Genomic DNA, 16148 nt, shown 5'->3' with positions numbered 1-16148 from the left:
CACCCCGACCATCCGCCGGCAGTCCGGCGGATCCCCGGCATGCCCGCACGGGCAGCGACCGTACGTCACCTCATGGAGGACGCCATGTCACGCACGAAGGTCATCCCCATCCCCGTCATGGGCCGCACGGCCATCAACGCGTACCTGCTCCTGGGCCGCCGGCCCGTGATCGTCGACGCCGGGACACCCGGCAGCGGCCGGAAGATCCACGACCGGATCACCGAGCACGGAGTGGACCCCCGCGACGTCTCGCTGATCGTCATCACCCACGGGCACATCGACCACTTCGGCTCCGCCGCCGAACTGCACCGGCTCACCGGCGCGCCCGTCGCCGGCCACATCGCGGACCTCGGACCGTACCGCTCCGGCCGGGTCCGCGAACCGTACCTGCCCACCGGCCCGATGGGCCGCGTCATGGACCGGAACAAGGAGCTGCACGTCCAGGCCGAACCCCTCGACCCCGATGTACTGATCCGCGGCGAGACCTCCCTGGAGGACTTCGGGATCGCAGGCCGCATCATGCCCACCCCCGGACACACCGCCGGATCGATCTCCGTCCTCACCGACGACGGAGACCTCGTCGCGGGCGACCTGGTGGCCAACTCCTTCATGGGCCTCATCCCGGGCAAGCCGGCCAATCCGCCGTTCCACGACGACCCGCAGCGCAACCTGACCAGCCTCCGCGAGATGCTCGCCCTCAACCCCACGCGACTCCACGTCGGCCACGGCTCCCCGCTGGAACCCGACCGGGTCCGGCGCTGGGCCGACCGGGAGCACGAACGCCTGTACCGGCGCGCAGCGGCCGGCCGCCTCACCACCCGCGCCGGGGAAACGGCCTGACCCCCGTGGACCCCGCACCACCTGGGGCTCTCCGAGCGCCATGTTCCTGAACATGCGGGGATGCGGCACACTGGAGGTTTGGCCAGAGTGAAACGGGGCGCTGCGTGTGAATGGTCCACTGATCGTCCAGAGCGACAAAACACTCCTCCTCGAGATCGACCACGAGCTGTCCGCGGCCGCGCGGCGCGCCATCGCGCCCTTCGCCGAGCTGGAGCGCGCTCCCGAGCACATCCACACGTACCGGATCACGCCGCTCGGGCTGTGGAACGCCCGCGCCGCCGGGCACGACGCCGAGCAGGTCGTCGACGCGCTCGTGGAGTTCTCCCGCTACCCCGTCCCGCACGCGCTGCTCGTCGACGTCGCCGAGACCATGGCCCGGTACGGCCGGCTCACCCTCTCCAAGCACCCCGTCCACGGGCTGGTCCTGACCAGCACCGACCGGCCGGTGCTGGAGGAGATCCTGCGGTCGAAGCGGATCGCCCCGCTGGTCGGCGCGCGCCTCGACGCCGACACCGTCGCCGTGCACCCCTCCGAGCGCGGACAGATCAAGCAGACCCTGCTCAAGCTGGGCTGGCCCGCCGAGGACCTCGCCGGGTACGTGGACGGCGAAGCGCACCCGATCGAGCTCGACGAGACCGGCTGGGCGCTGCGCCCCTACCAGCAGCAGGCCGTCGAGGGCTTCTGGCACGGCGGCTCCGGCGTGGTCGTGCTGCCCTGCGGCGCCGGCAAGACGCTGGTCGGCGCCGGCGCGATGGCGAAGGCCAAGGCGACCACGCTGATCCTCGTCACGAACACCGTCTCCGCCCGCCAGTGGAAGCACGAGCTGATCAAGCGGACCTCGCTGACGGAGGAGGAGATCGGCGAGTACTCCGGTACGCGCAAGGAGATCCGGCCCGTCACGATCGCCACGTACCAGGTCCTGACGACGAAGCGGAAGGGCATCTACCCGCACCTGGAGCTCTTCGACTCGCGGGACTGGGGGCTGATCCTCTACGACGAGGTGCACCTGCTGCCGGCACCGGTCTTCAAGTTCACCGCCGACCTCCAGGCACGCCGCCGCCTCGGGCTGACCGCGACGCTGGTGCGCGAGGACGGCCGCGAGTCGGACGTCTTCTCCCTCATCGGGCCCAAGCGGTTCGACGCCCCGTGGAAGGAGATCGAGGCGCAGGGCTACATCGCACCGGCCGACTGCGTCGAGGTACGGGTCAATCTGACCGAGTCGGAGCGGCTCGCCTACGCGACCGCCGAGACGGAGGAGAAGTACCGCTTCTGCGCGACCACCGCCACCAAGCGGAAGGTCACCGAGGCGCTCGTCGCCAAGCACGCGGGCGAGCAGACGCTGGTCATCGGCCAGTACATCGACCAGCTCGACGAGCTCGGCGAACACCTCGACGCGCCCGTCATCAAGGGCGAGACCTCCAACGCGCAGCGCGAGAAGCTCTTCAACGCCTTCCGCGAGGGCGAGATCAGCGTGCTGGTCGTCTCGAAGGTCGCGAACTTCTCCATCGACCTGCCCGAGGCCACGGTCGCCATCCAGGTGTCCGGCACCTTCGGCTCCCGCCAGGAGGAGGCCCAGCGCCTGGGCCGCGTGCTGCGCCCGAAGGCGGACGGCCACGAGGCGCGCTTCTACTCGGTCGTCGCGCGCGACACCATCGACCAGGACTTCGCCGCGCACCGCCAGCGCTTCCTGGCCGAACAGGGCTACGCCTACCGGATCATGGACGCCGACGAGCTGCTGGCCGACGGCTGACGGACGGGGTGGCCGAACCCCACGAGGTCCTGTTCACGGAGCCTGCGCGCCGTGAGCGGGGCCTCAGCGGCGTATGACGCCCGCGTCCGCTGCGTTCTCGGCGTACTCACCGAGGACGACGACGCTCACGGCGGTCGCCGCGAAGACCTTGGCGGCGCGCAGGACGCTGCCGGCGCTGTGGCGGGGGCGGCGGGTGTCGGAGGTGGCGGTGGCGCCGCTAGGGCGGCGACCCTGGACCGGGGTGTAGGTTGCGGTGCTCATGTATCCATGGTCGGTTTTCGCCGGGGTTGTCACATCGCCCTGAGGGCTGAACCTCCGGCTCTGCTCCCTCCTCCTCCCGGCCCATGCCTCCCCCTACGGGCTCTGTCCGAAGGAGGACACGGCCCGAACACCCCCCGTACGGGGTCACCTCCCCGAAGGACTTTCGGCCCCCCTTATCCATTCGCGCGGCACGTCCACGCGGACTAGAATCTCCGCTCTTGCCGCCTCCCGCCGCGTCACCGGGAGCGCCGCCCGCCGCTCGGAAACCGGCGGGCCCGTCCGCCCGCATCACGCAGGTCCTCAGCAGATGGAGGCAGTTCCGTGCCCGCGCACGCCCACGTCACAGACTCCGACGCCGCATCAGCAGCCGACGCAGCCGCCACCGACCCCCTGGGCCGCGAGCGGGCCCACCTCGCCGCCTCCCGGTCCGCGCTCCGCGCGATGCGCGAGGACGTGCAGAACCTCGACATCCGCGACGTCACCGCGAACTGGGTCAACGCGATCGTCCTCCAGGCCCAGATCGACGACCGGATCAAGGCCCTCGCCGACCTCGCCCACACCCCCCTCTTCTTCGGCCGCCTCAACTACCTGCACGCGCCCGGCGCGGAGCTCGCCGAGGGCGCGGAGGGCGAGCAGTTCTACATCGGCCGCCGCCACGTCCACGACGCCGGCGGCGATCCGATGGTGATCGACTGGCGCGCGCCGGTCTCCCAGCCCTTCTACCGGGCCTCCAAGAACGACCCGCAGGACATCGGGCTGCGCCGCCGCTTCGGTTACACGGGCGGCGAGCTGACCGCGTACGAGGACGAGCACCTCTCCGACCCCGCCGAGGCGGCGTCCGTCAGCAAGCTGCTCCAGCAGGAGATCGAGCGCCCGCGCGTGGGTCCCATGCGCGACATCGTGGCGACGATCCAGCCCGAGCAGGACGAGATCGTCCGCTCCGGCCTCTCCGGCTCCGTCTGCGTGCAGGGCGGTCCCGGCACCGGCAAGACGGCCGTCGGCCTGCACCGCGTCGCCTACCTCCTCTACGCGCACCGCGACCGCCTCGCCCGTACCGGCACCCTGGTCATCGGGCCGAACCGTTCCTTCCTGCACTACATCGAGCAGGTCCTGCCCGCCCTCGGCGAGCTTGAGGTGAAGCAGGCCACGGTCGACGATCTGGTCGCCCGCGCGGACCTGGAGGTACGCGGTGCGGACGCCGCCGAAACCGCCGTGGTCAAGGGCGACGCCCGGATGGCGGAGGTCCTGCGCCGCGCGGTCCACTCGCACGTATCGGAGCCGGTCGAACCGCTGATGGTGGTCCGCGGATCGCGCCGCTGGCGGGTGCCCGCGTACGAGATCGCCGAGATCGTCGCCGAGCTCCAGAACCGCGACATCCGCTACGGAGCCGCCCGCGACGCCCTCCCGCAGCGGATCGCGCACGCGGTCCTCGTCCGCATGGAGCAGGCGGGCGAGGCGCCCGACGACCGGGTCCAGGACGCGGTGGCGCGCAATCCCGCCGTGAAGGCCGTGGTCAAAACGGTGTGGCCGCTGGTGGAACCGGCCAAGCTGGTCCTGCGCCTCCTCTCCGACCCGGAGTTCCTCGCGGCGCACGCGGACGGGATCCTGTCTTCCGACGAACAGTCGCTGCTCCTCTGGTCCAAGCCGGCGCGCAGCGTGAAGTCGGTGAAGTGGTCGGCGGCGGACCTGGTCCTCATCGACGAGGCGACGGACCTGGTGGAGCGCACGCACTCGCTCGGCCACGTCGTCATCGACGAGGCGCAGGACCTGTCCCCGATGCAGTACCGGGCGGTCGGCCGGCGCTGCACGACCGGCTCGGCGACGGTCCTCGGGGACCTCGCGCAGGGCACGACCCCGTGGGCGACGCGCAGCTGGGACGAGGCGCTGGGGCATCTGGGCAAGCCGGGTGCGGTGCTGGAGGAACTGACGGCGGGCTTCCGCGTGCCGCGCGAGGTGATCGCCTACGCCTCGCGGCTGCTGCCGGCGATCTCGCCCGGCCTGTCGCCGGTCTCCTCGGTCCGCGAGACCCCGGGCTCACTGATCGTCACTACGGTCGACTCCGCCGCCTCCCTCCCCCCGGCGGTGATCGATGCCTGCCGGGCCTCGCTCGTGCACGAGGGCTCGATCGGCCTCATCGCGGCGGACGCGCGGATCCCGGAACTGGCGGAGGCCCTCCTGGCGGCGGGCCTTCCCTACCTCTCTCCCGGCGAGGAGACGACCGCGGAGTCCCGCCTGACCCTGGTCCCGGCCTCCCTGGCCAAGGGCCTGGAGTACGACTACGTCGTCCTCCACGAGCCGGCGGACGTGGTCGCGGGCGAGCCCGACGAACGCACGGGCCTGCGCCGCCTCTACGTCTGCCTCACCCGAGCCGTCTCCGGCCTCACCCTCCTCCACACAACCCCCCTCCCGGAGGCCCTGGCCTGACCCCCGGGATCCCTCCGCCGCCGCAGGCGGGGCGACCCTGCGGGGCGAAATCCCCGACCCGCCCTTCCACCGTTCCCAGGGCCGGCCCTGCCCCGGTCCTCAAACGCCGGACGGGCCCAAAGCAGGGCCCCGGGCTGCGCCCGGACCCCTGGGGCTCCGCCCCAGACCCCGGTCCTCAAACGCCGGACGGCTGAACTTGCTGCGGCGGCCCGGGGCGGGGACGGGGACGGGGTGGGGTGTCGGCCTGGACGTAGAGCGTGATTTGTGGCGCGAGAACACGCTTCACCCTGTCGGAGCCGAGGACAGGGCGCCTAAATCATGCAGTCCAGGCCGACACCCCACCCCGGCCCCGGCACCGACCCACCCGACGCCGGCGATCCAGGCGGGCTAGCTCAGGGACGTCCGCCAGGCGGCGACCGCCTCGGCCGACACCGGCCGGTCCCAGCCCGCCGGGCGAGCCGCGCCGCCGATGTGGAAGGCGTCGATGCCCGCTTCGCGCAGCACCGGCAGGTGGGCGAGGGTCAGGCCGCCGCCGACCAGGATCCGCGGCTCGTAGCCGGGGGTGCCGGACTTCGCCGCCTCGGCCAGCAGCGTCGGCAGGCCCTCGTCGACCCCGCCCGCCGCACCCGCGGTCAGGTAGGTGTCGAGCCCGGGCAGCTCCGCGACCGCCTTGCGGAGCTGGTCACGGGACGCCGCCCGGTCGATCGCGCGGTGGAACGTCCACCCGCAGCCGCCGAGCTCCGCCACGACCGCCTCGACGGCGACGAGGTCGGGGCTGCCGTCGGGGTTCAGGAAGCCGAGCACGAACTCCTCCGCCCCCTCCGCACGCAGCGCCCGCGCCTCCTCCACCAGGCGTTCCACATCCTGCGCGGAACCCGCCGAGAAGCCGTCCGCCTTCCGGAGCATCACGCGCAGCCGGATGTCGACCGCCGCCCGGATCGCCGCGAAGGTCTCGCGCGGCGGGGTGAGCCCGTCGGCGGCCATGTCGGTGACCAGTTCGAGTCGGTCCGCCCCACCGGCCTGGGCCGCGACCGCGTCCTCCACGTCGAGGGCGATCACCTCCAGGAGCGCACGGTTGCTCATGTAATCCCATCCTTCGTCCCGCATTGGAAAATAGGTCTAGTCCAATATCCAGGGTACGGGCCTTCGCCCACCCTCCACCAGCACAATCACGCCACCACCACAATGTGCGCATGACATCCGCCATGACTTCCGACACGCACCGCGAGCAGAACCTCCGCGCCCGCTGGCACGCCACCACCGCCGCCGCCGGAGCCGCCCCCGACCGCGACCCCGCCCCCTACGCCGACCGCCTCCTCACCGCCTGGGCGGAGCCGCAGCGCAAGTACCACACCACCGCGCACCTGGCCGACGTCCTCGCACGCATCGACGTACTCGCACCAGACGACGCGGCAGCCGACCGCGCCGCCGTCGAGCTCGCCGCCTGGTTCCACGACGCCGTCTACCGGCCCGACCGCTCCGAGAACGAGGAACGCAGCGCCGCCCTCGCCGAGCGCGCCCTGCCCGAGCTCGGCATCGACGGGGCCCGCACCGCCGAGGTGGCCCGCCTCGTCCGCCTCACCGTCACCCACGACCCCGCCCCCGGCGACGCCAACGGCGAGCTGCTCTGCGACGCCGACCTGGGCGTCCTGGCGGGCACGACCGAGGAGTACGCCGCCTACGCGGCAGCCGTCCGCTCCGAGTACGGCTTCGTCCCCGACGAGGCCTTCCGCGCGGGCCGGGCCGCCGTGCTGCGCCAGCTCCTGGAGCTGCCCCGCCTCTTCCGCACCGCCTACGGGGCTGCGCACTGGGAGGCCCCGGCCCGCGCGAACCTGACCGCCGAGCTGGCCGAGCTGGCCGAGCCCGGCGAGGCCTCCGCGTAGAGCCTTGGAGCCTTATAGCCCAGGGAATGCGATCCCGTTCGTCGCGGTTGAGGTAGTTCATGCCCGTAGAAGCCGCAGAAGCCGAACGCACCCGCATGCCCGTCGCCGTCTACGTCCTCGGCCTCTCGGTCTTCGCACTCGGGACCAGCGAGTTCATGCTCTCCGGGCTCCTGCCACCCATCGCCGAGGACATGGGCGTCACCATCCCCCAGGCGGGCCTGCTCATATCCGCCTTCGCGATCGGCATGGTCGTCGGCGCGCCCCTGCTCGCCGTGGCCACGCTGCGGCTGCCCCGGCGCACCACCTTGCTCTCGCTGATCACCCTCTTCGGCCTCGGGCAGGTCGCGGGCGCGCTGGCCCCCTCCTACGAGCTGCTCTTCGCCTCCCGCATCGTCTCCGCGCTCGCCTGCGCCGGCTTCTGGGCGGTCGGCGCCGCCGTGGCCATCGCCATGGTCGAGCAGCACCAGCGGGCCCGCGCGATGGCCGTCATGATCGGCGGCCTCTCCATCGCCAACGTCCTCGGCGTCCCGGCCGGCGCGTTCCTCGGTGAGCACCTGGGCTGGCGGTCCGCGTTCTGGGCGGTGGGCGCCGCCTCCGCCATCGCGCTGGCCGGCATCCTCGCGCTGATCCCCAAGATCCCGCTGCCCGCCGAGAAGCCGACGCTCGCGCGCGAGCTGCGCATCTACCGCGACCGCCAGGTGTGGCTGTCCATCGGCATCACGGCGCTCGCCGCGGGCGGGGTCTTCTGCGCCTTCAGCTACCTGTCCCCGCTGCTCACGGACGTGGCCGGGCTGGACTCGCAGTGGGTCCCGTGGATCCTCGGCCTGTTCGGCATCGGCGCGCTGGCCGGCACCACCGTCGGCGGGCGGATCGCCGACGCGCACCTGTTCGGGGTGATGCTGTGGGGCATCACCGCCTCCACCGTCTTCCTCGCCGCCCTGGCCCTGCTGGCCTCCACCGCGGCGGCCGCGATCGCCCTCGCGTTCCTGATCGGCTTCTCGGCGTTCTTCACGGCCCCGGCGCTCAACGCCCGCATGTTCAACGTCGCGGGCGCCGCCCCGACCCTGGCCGGCGCGACCACCACGGCCGCCTTCAACCTCGGCAACACCGGCGGCCCCTGGCTCGGCGGCACCGTCATCGACGCCGGGTACGGCTACTCCGCCACCGCCTGGGCGGGCGGCGCGATGACCGTCACCGCCATCGCCCTGGGCCTCGCGGCCCTCCGCCTGGACCGCCGTACGGGGCCCCGCGCGGCCCACCCGACCCGCGTGGTGGCCGGCTCGCCCCCGTCCCGGTCGGAGGCGCCCGAGAAGGTCCGGGGCGCCTGACCTACGCCGGCCGTCCCTTGGGTCGCCGCAGCCCCGCCGCCGTCAGTCTCCGGACCAGCTCCTTGCTGCCGATCTCCACCGCGCCCGCGGCCACCGCGTCCGCGTACCGCTGCTCCGGGACGTCGTAGTGGTCGCGTTCGAAGGCCTTCGGCGGGCAGCCGATCGACGCCGCGAAGGCGTGCAGCTCCTCGAAGGAGGTGTCGCTGACCAGGTGCGACCACATGCGGCCGTGACCCGGCCAGTCGGGCGGGTCGATGTACACCGTCACCGGCGGCTCATTCGCCGAAGCCGGAGCCGAAGCCGCCGCCGGAGCCGCCGAGCACCGGTCCGAGGCCGCCCACCGGCGCCACCCGCACGCCGGCCTCCGAGCACACCCACATCGGGTCCGGCCCGAGCTCGGGCTCCACGTCCAGCGCGTGCGGCTCGCCGTGACCGCAGACCGGGCACAGCGGCCAGCGCCCGTACTTCTCCAGCAGCGCGTCCTTCACGTCCTGGGCGACGAGTCCGGCGAGGTAGTCGACACCCTCCGGCCACTCCTCCACCCACCAGCGGCGGTGGGTGACCGCGTCCTCGACGAGGGAGACGACATCGGCTTCGGCGACCTCGCCCGCGACGAGATCGGCGAGCACCAGGGCGCGTGCGGCGTGCAGCGCCTGTTCAAGGGGGGGTGGGGGGGTCGCGTGGTCCATGGACACATTGTGGACCCGGACCGGCCCCGTGGCGAAGGTCCTCTTTCTCCCGTGACTTATGGCGTCTTGACGTTCCCACCCTCTGAAAATAAGTTTCAAGGGTGAGCGAGAACATGAAAGAAACCTTCAGCGGAGGCGCGGACGCGACCGCCCCGGCGACCGCCCCGACCCCCGTCCCCGTCCCGGCCCCCGCCGCCCTGCGGGCCCGCGTCCGCAGCCTCGGCCCCTCGATGACCCGCTCCATGCAGGCCGTCGCCGAGGCCGTAGCCGAGGACCCCGCCGGCTGTGCCGCGCTCACCGTCAGCGACCTCGCCGCCCGCACCGGCACCAGCGAGGCCACCGTCGTCCGCACCGCCCGCCTCCTCGGCTACCCCGGCTACCGCGACCTGCGCCTCGCGCTCGCCGCACTCGCCGCCCAGCAGGAGTCCGGCGCGGCCCCCGCCGTCACCGTGGACATAGCCGTCGACGACTCCCTCGCGGACGTGGTCGCCAAGCTGGCCCAGGAGGAGGCGCAGACCCTCACCGACACCGCCGCCGGACTCGACGTCGCCGCCCTCGGCTCGGCCGTCGCCGCCCTCGCGGGCGCCCGCCGCATCGAGATCTACGGCGTCGGCGCCTCCGGCCTCGTCGCCCAGGACCTCGCGCAGAAGCTGTCGCGCATCGGCCTGATCGCCCACGCCCACAACGACCCGCACCTGGCCGTCACCACCGCCGTGCTGCTGCGCCCCGGCGACGTGGCCGTCGCCATCACCCACTCCGGCGGCACCGGCGACGTCATCGAGCCCCTGCGGACCGCCTTCGAGCACGGGGCCACCACCCTGGCGCTCACGGCCCGCGCCAACTCCCCCGTCGTCCACTACGCCGACCTCGTGCTGGCCACCTCCGCCGCCCGCGAGACCCAGCTGCGCCCGGCGGCCATGTCGAGCCGGACCAGCCAGCTCCTCGTCGTGGACTGCCTGTTCGTGGGCGTCGCCCAGCAGACCTACGAGACGGCGGCGCCCGCGCTCGCAGCCTCGTACGAGGCGCTCGCGCCCCGCCACCACACCCCCGTGCCCACCGCCAAGCGCACCAGCACCACCCGCTAGCAGTTCAGGAGCCCCCCACTCATGACCGCGTACGCCGAACTCCGCGCCCAGCTCGCCACCTTGACCACCGAGGCCTTCCGCCCCGAACTGGCCGAGATCGACCGGCTCTCCACCCTCGAGATCGCCCGCCTGATGAACGCCGAGGACGCCACCGTCCCGGCCGCCGTCGCCGGCGAGCTGGAGACGATCGCCGCCGCCATCGACGGGATCGCCGAGCGGATGGCCCGCGGCGGGCGCCTGATCTACGCGGGCGCCGGCACCGCCGGCCGGATGGGCGTACTGGACGCCAGCGAGTGCCCGCCCACCTTCAACACCGACCCCTCCGAGGTCGTCGGCCTGATCGCGGGCGGCCCCTCCGCCATGGTCAAGGCCGTCGAGGGCGCCGAGGACTCCAAGGAACTGGCCGCCGAGGACCTGACCGCGCTGGCCCTGACCGCCGACGACACAGTCATCGGGATCTCCGCCTCCGGCCGCACCCCGTACGCGATCGGCGCCGTCGAGTTCGCCCGCGACCGCGGAGCCCTCACCGTCGGCCTGTCCTGCAACGCCGGCTCCGCGCTCGCCGCGGCCGCCGACCACGGCATCGAGGTGGTCGTCGGCCCCGAACTCCTCACCGGGTCCACCCGACTGAAGGCCGGCACCGCGCAGAAGCTCGTCCTCAACCTCATCTCGACCCTCACGATGATCCGGCTCGGCAAGACCTACGGAAACCTCATGGTCGACATGCGCTCCTCCAACGAGAAGCTGCGCGCCCGCGCCCGCCGCATCGTCTCGCTGGCCACCGGCGCCCCCGACGCCGAGATCGAGGCCGCCCTCACCGCATCCGACGGCGAGGTCAAGCAGGCCATCCTCGTCATCCTCGGCGGAGTCGACGGCCCCACGGCCGCCGACCTGCTCACCGCCTCCCGGGGCCACCTCCGGGCCGCCCTCACCCACACCCCGCGCTAACCCGCGCCGCCCACTCCCCCGCTGACCCCCAGCAGCAAGGCGAACACCAAGATGTCCACTGACAAGAACCGCGCCACAGCCGCCGCGATCCTTCCTCTGGTCGGCGGCCCGGACAACATCGTCTCCATCGCGCACTGCATGACCCGCCTGCGGATCACCCTGCGCGACCGCTCCCTGGTCCAGGACGAGGCCCTCAAGGCCCTGCCCGCCGTGATGGGCGTCGTCGAGGACGACACGTACCAGATCGTGCTGGGACCGGGCACCGTCGCCCGCGTCACTCCCGAGTTCGAGGCCCTGGTCGCGGAAGGCCGCTCGGCCGCGCCGGCGGCCCCGGCGGACACCCACGCCGTGACGGCCGACGAACTCGCCGCCCAGGGCGCGGCCATCAAGAACGCCCAGAAGGCGAAGAACTCCACCCCCTTCAAGCTGTTCCTGCGCCGCATCGCGAACATCTTCGTCCCGCTGATCCCGGCCCTGATCGGCTGCGGCATCATCGCCGGGCTGGGCGGGTTCCTCACCAACATGCACTGGGTGCCGGCCGCGGTCCCCGCCCTCGCCGCGATGGCGAGCGGCTTCATGTCCCTGATCGCCGTCTTCGTCGGCTACAACACGGCCAAGGAGTTCGGCGGCACGGCCATCCTCGGAGGCGCGGTCGCCGCGATCATCGTCTTCCCCGGCGTCGCGAAGATCGACGCCTTCGGCCAGCAGCTCTCCCCCGGCCAGGGCGGCGTACTCGGCGCACTGGCGGCCGCACTGCTCGCCGTCCAGGTGGAGAAGTGGTGCCGCAAGTGGGTCCCGGAGGCGCTCGACGTCCTGGTCACCCCCACCCTCACGGTGCTGATCTCCGGCCTCGTCACCCTCTTCGGCCTGATGTTCGTCGCCGGTGAGGTCTCCAGCGCCATCGGCACCTTCGCCACCTGGCTGCTCGCCACCGGCGGGGCCTTCGCGGGGCTGGTCCTCGGCGGGCTCTTCCTCCCGCTGGTCATGCTGGGCCTGCACCAGGCCCTGATCCCCATCCACACCACCCTGATCGAGCAGACCGGCTACACCGTCCTGCTCCCCATCCTCGCCATGGCGGGCGCGGGCCAGGTCGGCGCGGCCATCGCCGTCTACTACAAGCTCCCGCGCAACCGCTCGATCCGCGCCACCATCAAGTCCGCCCTCCCGGCCGGCTTCCTGGGCGTGGGCGAGCCCCTCATCTACGGCGTCTCCCTCCCCCTGGGCCGCCCCTTCATCACCGCCTGCATCGGCGGCGCCGCGGGCGGAGCCTTCGTCGGCCTCTTCAACCAGCTGGGCACCGCCTTCGGTTCCACCGCCATCGGCCCCTCGGGCTGGGCGCTGTTCCCGCTGCTGGACGGCAAGTCGGGCATGGGGATGACCATCGCGATCTACGCGGGCGGCCTGGCCGTCGGTTACCTCGTGGGCTTCGCCGCCACCTACTTCTTCGGCTTCACCCGGCAGATGCTGACCGAGTTCAACACGGGCCCGGACGCGGACACGGCCCCGGAGGCCGCGCCGACGCCGCCGGCGGCCACCGAGCCCGCGCCGGACGCGGCGGCGCCCGTCCCCGTGGGCCGCTGACGGCAGGCCCCACGACGGCAGTCCCCCACGTACGAAGGCTCCCGGCCGGTGTGGTCCACCGGCCGGGAGCCTTCACTGCTTCATCGGGTCATGCGCTGCAACGGCTCGCCTCAGGCGCAGTTGGACGGCGCCGGCCTGCCCGCGAAGCGGTCCGCGATCCAGCCCAGGTACTCCGGCTCCGCGACGTTGGGGATCGTCTGGTGCGTCGCCCCCTGGTACTTCGTGTACTCGACCGGCTTGCCGAACCGGCAGGCCCGCTTCACGTACTCGTCCGTGGAGTTCGGGTTGATGACCGTGTCCGCCGTGCCCTGCATGACCAAGATCGGCGCCACCGAGGTGACCAGCCCCGCGGTGTTCTCGCGGAACCGCTGGTGCCAGACCTCCGGCACCACGGTCAGCGGCTGGAACAGCGTGTCCAACTGCCCGACGTTGCCCACGTTGTTCTGGATCACGTCGGCGAGGTGCTCGATGCACATCACCCCGTCACCGCGCAGGGCCTCCAGCCCGGCCGGCTTCAGCACGTCCTCGGCCTTCAGCTCCGGGTAGGCCGCGAGGAAGCCCCGGTAGACGTTGACGCGCAGCGCCGCGTTGTGGGAGGGCGAGGTGGGGGACGTCGGGCCGGGCAGCACCAGGCCGCGGAAGTCCGGCCCCAGGTTGGCGGCGGGTGCCAGCGCCGCGATGCCGACCAGGTTGGTCTCCGGGGTGTACGCCTTGTAGTTCTGGGCGATGAACGCCGCCGCGCCGCCGCCCTGCGACCAGCCCAGGACGGCCGCCTTGTGGTTCGCGTGGGTGTCGGTGATCTGGCGGGCCGCGCGGACGGAGTCCAGGACGTTGTTCGTCTCCGTGACGGCCACCGTGTACTGGTGCACGCCCGGGGTGCCCAGACCCTGGTAGTCCGTACCGACCACGACGTCGCCCGAGTCGAGGAACTGCGTCAGCGCCGGCACACCGACGTCGATGCCCCACGGGCTGTCGTAGGTGTAGTAGCCGACGAGGTCGGTCGCCGGGTTCGGCACCGCGGAGGGCGCGCACTGGCGCGGGCCGCCCACGGTCCCGTGCGCCCAGGCCACCACGTTGCGGCCGCTGCGCGGCGCGGGGGCGTCGGGCCAGGCCACGATGCCCGAGACGGCAACGCGGGTACCGGTCTGCAGGGTCGAGAGGTACAGGATCCGGCAGGCGCGCGCACCGTCGGGGGCATCGACGCGGCGGGCCCAGATCAGGTCTCCGTGCTCCCCCTCGGGCAGCGGCGACGGCGGATCGTAGAACTTCTCGCCCTCCGGCCCGACCGGAACGCCCGGGGCGCAGAGCCCCTTTCCGCCCTTCCCGCCGTCCGGATTCGCGCCCGAACCGGAGGTCGCGTTCGCAGTCGCCCCGCCGCCCAGCGCGAGGATCGCGGCCACACCGGCTGCGGCGATCGCGGAAAGCCGTCGTCTCATCTCATCGTCCATTCGCTCGGTACCCCGGGACGTGAGACTAGGAAGAAAGGGACGAACTGTCACTTACCGTCACCAAGTGTTCGCCGGTTGTTACGGGCACGGGGGCAACGCCGTGCCCATAACACCGGCGACCGGAGGACGTCCCGGATGATGACCGGATGACCGACTCGATCACGCCACTCGCCCCGATCCCCCCGATACCGCCCGTGGTCCCGTCGGGCCGGCTGGCCGCGCTCGCCCAGCCCTCGTACGTCCTCCCCTGCGGGCTGCACCTGCGCCCCTGGGAGTCCTACGACGCCCCCGCGCTCGTGGCCGCGTACGCCGATCCGGACATCCGCCACTGGAACCGCCCGGACCCCCTCACCGAGGACCGGGCCGTCACCCGCATCGCCCGCTGGCACGAACGCCGGCAGGCCGAACGCTCGGTGGTCTGGGCCCTCGCCCCCGCGGACGGAGGCTGCGCGGTCGGCCTGATCGGCCTCGCCGACCTCGACCTGCGCGGCGGCAGCGGGGAGTTCATGTACTGGCTGCTCCCCGCCGGCCGCGGCGCCGGAGCCACCACCGAAGGCCTGACCGTCCTGACCCGCTGGGCCTTCGAGGACCTCGGCCTGCACCGCCTGCGCATCACCCACTCCACGGCCAACCCGGCCTCCTGCCGCGTCGCCCTGAAGTCCGGCTACGCCCTGGAGGGCACCATGCGCGGCGCCCTCCTCCACGCGGACGGCTGGCACGACGAACACCTCCACGCCCGCCTGAGCACGGACTGAGGAGCTCCACACGCCGAGCTCGGCGGTGGCATCGGAAGTAGCATGAGTGGCATGAGCGATGCCACCCAGAAGTACTCCATCTCGATGCCCCGCGACATCGCCGAGGCCGCTCGCGCCCGCAGCGGCCCCTCCGGCCTCTCCGCCTACGTCACCGCCGCCGTGGCCCGCCAGATCGAACGGGACAACCTCGCGGAGCTCATCGCCGTGGCGGAGGCGGAGCACGGGCCGATCACCGCGGAGGAGATCGACGCGACCCGGGAGGAATTCCGCCGCGCCCACGCAGGGCAGCCCGACAGCAACACCGAACAGAAGGACGTCGCATGACGCCGAAGCCGACCAAACCTGGAGGCACCCTCGTGCTGGACAGCGAGGGACTCGCAAAGGCCGTGCTTCGGGATCGCGCGATCACCCGGTGGCTCGCCCTCGCCCTCGCGGACGACATGCGGGTCATCACCAGTACGGCCACCCTCGTCGAGGTGATCCACCCGAAGATCAACATGCCGGCTCTCATGTGGGCGCTGTCCAGGGTGGTGGTCGAGCCCGTCACCGAGGAGATCGCCCACGCCGCAACCACCCTGCTCCGCGAGGCCAACCTGCACGGGCACAAGCACGCCATCGACGCGATGCTCGCCGCCACCGCACTCGCGGCGCCCGGCCCGGTCACCGTCCTCACCTCCGACCCCGAGGACCTCACCGCGCTGTGCGGCACCCGCCTCGCCGCCGTGAAGGTCTAGGACGCGCCCGGAGGCCGGTACCGGATCTGTTCGGCCTTGCGCAGGGCGTCCAGCGTGTCCTCGACGCTCAGCAGGACCGTCGTCTCGAACGAGCTCAGCGCGCCGCCCCCGCTGATCGCCAGGGCCACCGCAGCCATCGACACGTCGTCCGGGGCCTCCCAGAGGTTGTAGCCGTCGTGCGCGCCGAAGGCGTACCAGAAGCCGTGCAGCTTCCCGCCGACGGACTCGATGTACGACCGGGCGGCCTGCGCGCGGTCCTCGGGGTGGGCCATCAGCCTCGCCCAGGTCTCCGGCGTGTAGCTGAACCTCGACAGATACAGCGGCATCGCGTCCACCTTCTTTCGTTTCGTCGACGATGCCCACGCCGGGCGGCCGAAGGGGCGGAACGGATCGCGGCCGTTCCCCCGAACGGCCGGGGAAGG

The 16148-nt window shown here is 72.6% G+C and carries 17 protein-coding genes; 11 read left to right on the top strand and 6 right to left on the bottom strand.

Features of this window, described 5'->3' with window-relative positions; all coding sequences use genetic code 11:
• Nucleotides 1-84: 84 nt before the first annotated feature.
• Together ACE1OC_RS22825 and ACE1OC_RS22820 are read left to right on the top strand one after the other, a co-directional pair.
• A complete protein-coding gene (locus ACE1OC_RS22825; protein ID WP_407838553.1) occupies nucleotides 85-840 on the top strand; it encodes an MBL fold metallo-hydrolase in 756 nt (251 codons plus the stop codon).
• A gap of 106 nt (nucleotides 841-946) precedes the next feature.
• Nucleotides 947-2590 carry a DNA repair helicase XPB gene (locus tag ACE1OC_RS22820; RefSeq protein ID WP_250750761.1) on the top strand — a complete coding sequence of 548 codons (1644 nt, stop codon included), beginning with the start codon at nucleotides 947-949 and terminating at the stop codon, nucleotides 2588-2590.
• A gap of 63 nt (nucleotides 2591-2653) precedes the next feature.
• Here the strand turns inward: ACE1OC_RS22820 and ACE1OC_RS22815 are convergent, their stop codons facing one another.
• The gene (locus tag ACE1OC_RS22815; protein WP_407838552.1) at nucleotides 2654-2851 is read right to left on the bottom strand and encodes a hypothetical protein; all 198 of its coding nucleotides are present in this window, start codon (nucleotides 2849-2851) and stop codon (nucleotides 2654-2656) included.
• A 321-nt stretch (nucleotides 2852-3172) separates the two neighbouring features.
• Between ACE1OC_RS22815 and ACE1OC_RS22810 the strand changes: the two genes are divergently transcribed.
• Entirely contained in the window at nucleotides 3173-5275 is a 2103-nt protein-coding gene (locus ACE1OC_RS22810) for a HelD family protein (RefSeq protein WP_407838551.1), read from the top strand.
• Nucleotides 5276-5662: 387 nt separating this feature from the next.
• Here the strand turns inward: ACE1OC_RS22810 and ACE1OC_RS22805 are convergent, their stop codons facing one another.
• Complete coding sequence (locus tag ACE1OC_RS22805) at nucleotides 5663-6358, bottom strand: copper homeostasis protein CutC (RefSeq protein WP_407838550.1); 696 nt, start codon at nucleotides 6356-6358, stop codon at nucleotides 5663-5665.
• Between the two features lie 110 nt (nucleotides 6359-6468).
• Here ACE1OC_RS22805 and ACE1OC_RS22800 point away from each other — a divergent pair, with 110 nt between their 5' ends.
• Together ACE1OC_RS22800 and ACE1OC_RS22795 are read left to right on the top strand one after the other, a co-directional pair.
• Nucleotides 6469-7158: a hypothetical protein gene (locus tag ACE1OC_RS22800; RefSeq protein ID WP_407838549.1), complete on the top strand. Its 690-nt coding sequence runs from the start codon at nucleotides 6469-6471 to the stop codon at nucleotides 7156-7158.
• 95 nt (nucleotides 7159-7253) lie between these two features.
• Nucleotides 7254-8486, top strand: a complete 1233-nt coding sequence (locus ACE1OC_RS22795) for a Cmx/CmrA family chloramphenicol efflux MFS transporter (protein WP_407841649.1) — start codon at nucleotides 7254-7256, stop codon at nucleotides 8484-8486.
• Nucleotide 8487: 1 nt separating this feature from the next.
• Here the strand turns inward: ACE1OC_RS22795 and ACE1OC_RS22790 are convergent, their stop codons facing one another.
• Both ACE1OC_RS22790 and ACE1OC_RS22785 read right to left on the bottom strand, forming a co-directional pair.
• A complete protein-coding gene (locus tag ACE1OC_RS22790) occupies nucleotides 8488-8754 on the bottom strand; it encodes a DUF4031 domain-containing protein (protein ID WP_407838548.1) in 267 nt (88 codons plus the stop codon).
• A 7-nt stretch (nucleotides 8755-8761) separates the two neighbouring features.
• Nucleotides 8762-9175 carry a hypothetical protein gene (locus ACE1OC_RS22785; protein WP_407838547.1) on the bottom strand — a complete coding sequence of 138 codons (414 nt, stop codon included), beginning with the start codon at nucleotides 9173-9175 and terminating at the stop codon, nucleotides 8762-8764.
• Nucleotides 9176-9288: 113 nt separating this feature from the next.
• On the opposite strand from ACE1OC_RS22785, the gene ACE1OC_RS22780 reads away from it, so the two are divergent.
• From ACE1OC_RS22780 to ACE1OC_RS22770, 3 genes are read left to right on the top strand one after another with little or no spacing between them, the layout of a single operon-like run.
• Complete coding sequence (locus ACE1OC_RS22780) at nucleotides 9289-10260, top strand: MurR/RpiR family transcriptional regulator (RefSeq protein ID WP_407841648.1); 972 nt, start codon at nucleotides 9289-9291, stop codon at nucleotides 10258-10260.
• Between the two features lie 21 nt (nucleotides 10261-10281).
• The gene (murQ, locus tag ACE1OC_RS22775; protein WP_407838546.1) at nucleotides 10282-11208 is read left to right on the top strand and encodes an N-acetylmuramic acid 6-phosphate etherase; all 927 of its coding nucleotides are present in this window, start codon (nucleotides 10282-10284) and stop codon (nucleotides 11206-11208) included.
• A gap of 51 nt (nucleotides 11209-11259) precedes the next feature.
• Entirely contained in the window at nucleotides 11260-12789 is a 1530-nt protein-coding gene (locus ACE1OC_RS22770) for a PTS transporter subunit EIIC (protein WP_407838545.1), read from the top strand.
• 110 nt (nucleotides 12790-12899) lie between these two features.
• Here the strand turns inward: ACE1OC_RS22770 and ACE1OC_RS22765 are convergent, their stop codons facing one another.
• Nucleotides 12900-14225: a lipase family protein gene (locus ACE1OC_RS22765; protein ID WP_407838544.1), complete on the bottom strand. Its 1326-nt coding sequence runs from the start codon at nucleotides 14223-14225 to the stop codon at nucleotides 12900-12902.
• A gap of 158 nt (nucleotides 14226-14383) precedes the next feature.
• Here ACE1OC_RS22765 and ACE1OC_RS22760 point away from each other — a divergent pair, with 158 nt between their 5' ends.
• Genes ACE1OC_RS22760 through ACE1OC_RS22750 form a run of 3 tightly spaced genes read left to right on the top strand, consistent with a single transcriptional unit; the run spans nucleotide 14384 to nucleotide 15726 of the window.
• Entirely contained in the window at nucleotides 14384-14992 is a 609-nt protein-coding gene (locus ACE1OC_RS22760; protein ID WP_407838543.1) for a GNAT family N-acetyltransferase, read from the top strand.
• Nucleotides 14993-15043: 51 nt separating this feature from the next.
• On the top strand, nucleotides 15044-15316 hold the full coding sequence (locus ACE1OC_RS22755; RefSeq protein WP_407838542.1) for a CopG family transcriptional regulator: 273 nt from the start codon (nucleotides 15044-15046) through the stop codon (nucleotides 15314-15316).
• Nucleotides 15313-15726 (top strand): PIN domain-containing protein, encoded by a 414-nt coding sequence (locus ACE1OC_RS22750; protein WP_407838541.1) that lies wholly within the window; start codon nucleotides 15313-15315, stop codon nucleotides 15724-15726. The genes ACE1OC_RS22755 and ACE1OC_RS22750 overlap by 4 nt, the downstream gene beginning before the upstream one ends.
• Here the strand turns inward: ACE1OC_RS22750 and ACE1OC_RS22745 are convergent.
• Nucleotides 15723-16052, bottom strand: a complete 330-nt coding sequence (locus ACE1OC_RS22745) for a GYD domain-containing protein (protein WP_407838540.1) — start codon at nucleotides 16050-16052, stop codon at nucleotides 15723-15725. The genes ACE1OC_RS22750 and ACE1OC_RS22745 overlap by 4 nt on opposite strands.
• Between the last annotated feature and the right edge of the window lie 96 nt (nucleotides 16053-16148).

Origin of the sequence: Streptomyces stoeckheimensis (assembly GCF_045822005.1) — a bacterium.
In the GTDB taxonomy this organism is placed as follows: domain Bacteria; phylum Actinomycetota; class Actinomycetes; order Streptomycetales; family Streptomycetaceae; genus Streptomyces; species Streptomyces stoeckheimensis.
This window is presented reverse-complemented; position numbering and strand designations above follow the sequence as displayed.

Bases quoted from the DNA above. Each gene is read 5' to 3' on its own strand.
- ACE1OC_RS22825 (WP_407838553.1), top strand. From the start codon at position 85: ATGTCACGCACGAAGGTCATCCCCATCCCCGTCATGGGCCGCACGGCC.
- ACE1OC_RS22815 (WP_407838552.1), bottom strand. From the start codon at position 2,851: ATGAGCACCGCAACCTACACCCCGGTCCAGGGTCGCCGCCCTAGCGGC.
- ACE1OC_RS22805 (WP_407838550.1), bottom strand. From the start codon at position 6,358: ATGAGCAACCGTGCGCTCCTGGAGGTGATCGCCCTCGACGTGGAGGAC.
- ACE1OC_RS22800 (WP_407838549.1), top strand. From the start codon at position 6,469: ATGACATCCGCCATGACTTCCGACACGCACCGCGAGCAGAACCTCCGC.
- ACE1OC_RS22795 (WP_407841649.1), top strand. From the start codon at position 7,254: ATGCCCGTCGCCGTCTACGTCCTCGGCCTCTCGGTCTTCGCACTCGGG.
- ACE1OC_RS22785 (WP_407838547.1), bottom strand. From the start codon at position 9,175: ATGGACCACGCGACCCCCCCACCCCCCCTTGAACAGGCGCTGCACGCC.
- ACE1OC_RS22780 (WP_407841648.1), top strand. From the start codon at position 9,289: ATGAAAGAAACCTTCAGCGGAGGCGCGGACGCGACCGCCCCGGCGACC.
- murQ (WP_407838546.1), top strand. From the start codon at position 10,282: ATGACCGCGTACGCCGAACTCCGCGCCCAGCTCGCCACCTTGACCACC.
- ACE1OC_RS22770 (WP_407838545.1), top strand. From the start codon at position 11,260: ATGTCCACTGACAAGAACCGCGCCACAGCCGCCGCGATCCTTCCTCTG.
- ACE1OC_RS22765 (WP_407838544.1), bottom strand. From the start codon at position 14,225: ATGAGACGACGGCTTTCCGCGATCGCCGCAGCCGGTGTGGCCGCGATC.
- ACE1OC_RS22760 (WP_407838543.1), top strand. From the start codon at position 14,384: ATGACCGACTCGATCACGCCACTCGCCCCGATCCCCCCGATACCGCCC.
- ACE1OC_RS22755 (WP_407838542.1), top strand. From the start codon at position 15,044: ATGAGCGATGCCACCCAGAAGTACTCCATCTCGATGCCCCGCGACATC.
- ACE1OC_RS22750 (WP_407838541.1), top strand. From the start codon at position 15,313: ATGACGCCGAAGCCGACCAAACCTGGAGGCACCCTCGTGCTGGACAGC.
- ACE1OC_RS22745 (WP_407838540.1), bottom strand. From the start codon at position 16,052: ATGCCGCTGTATCTGTCGAGGTTCAGCTACACGCCGGAGACCTGGGCG.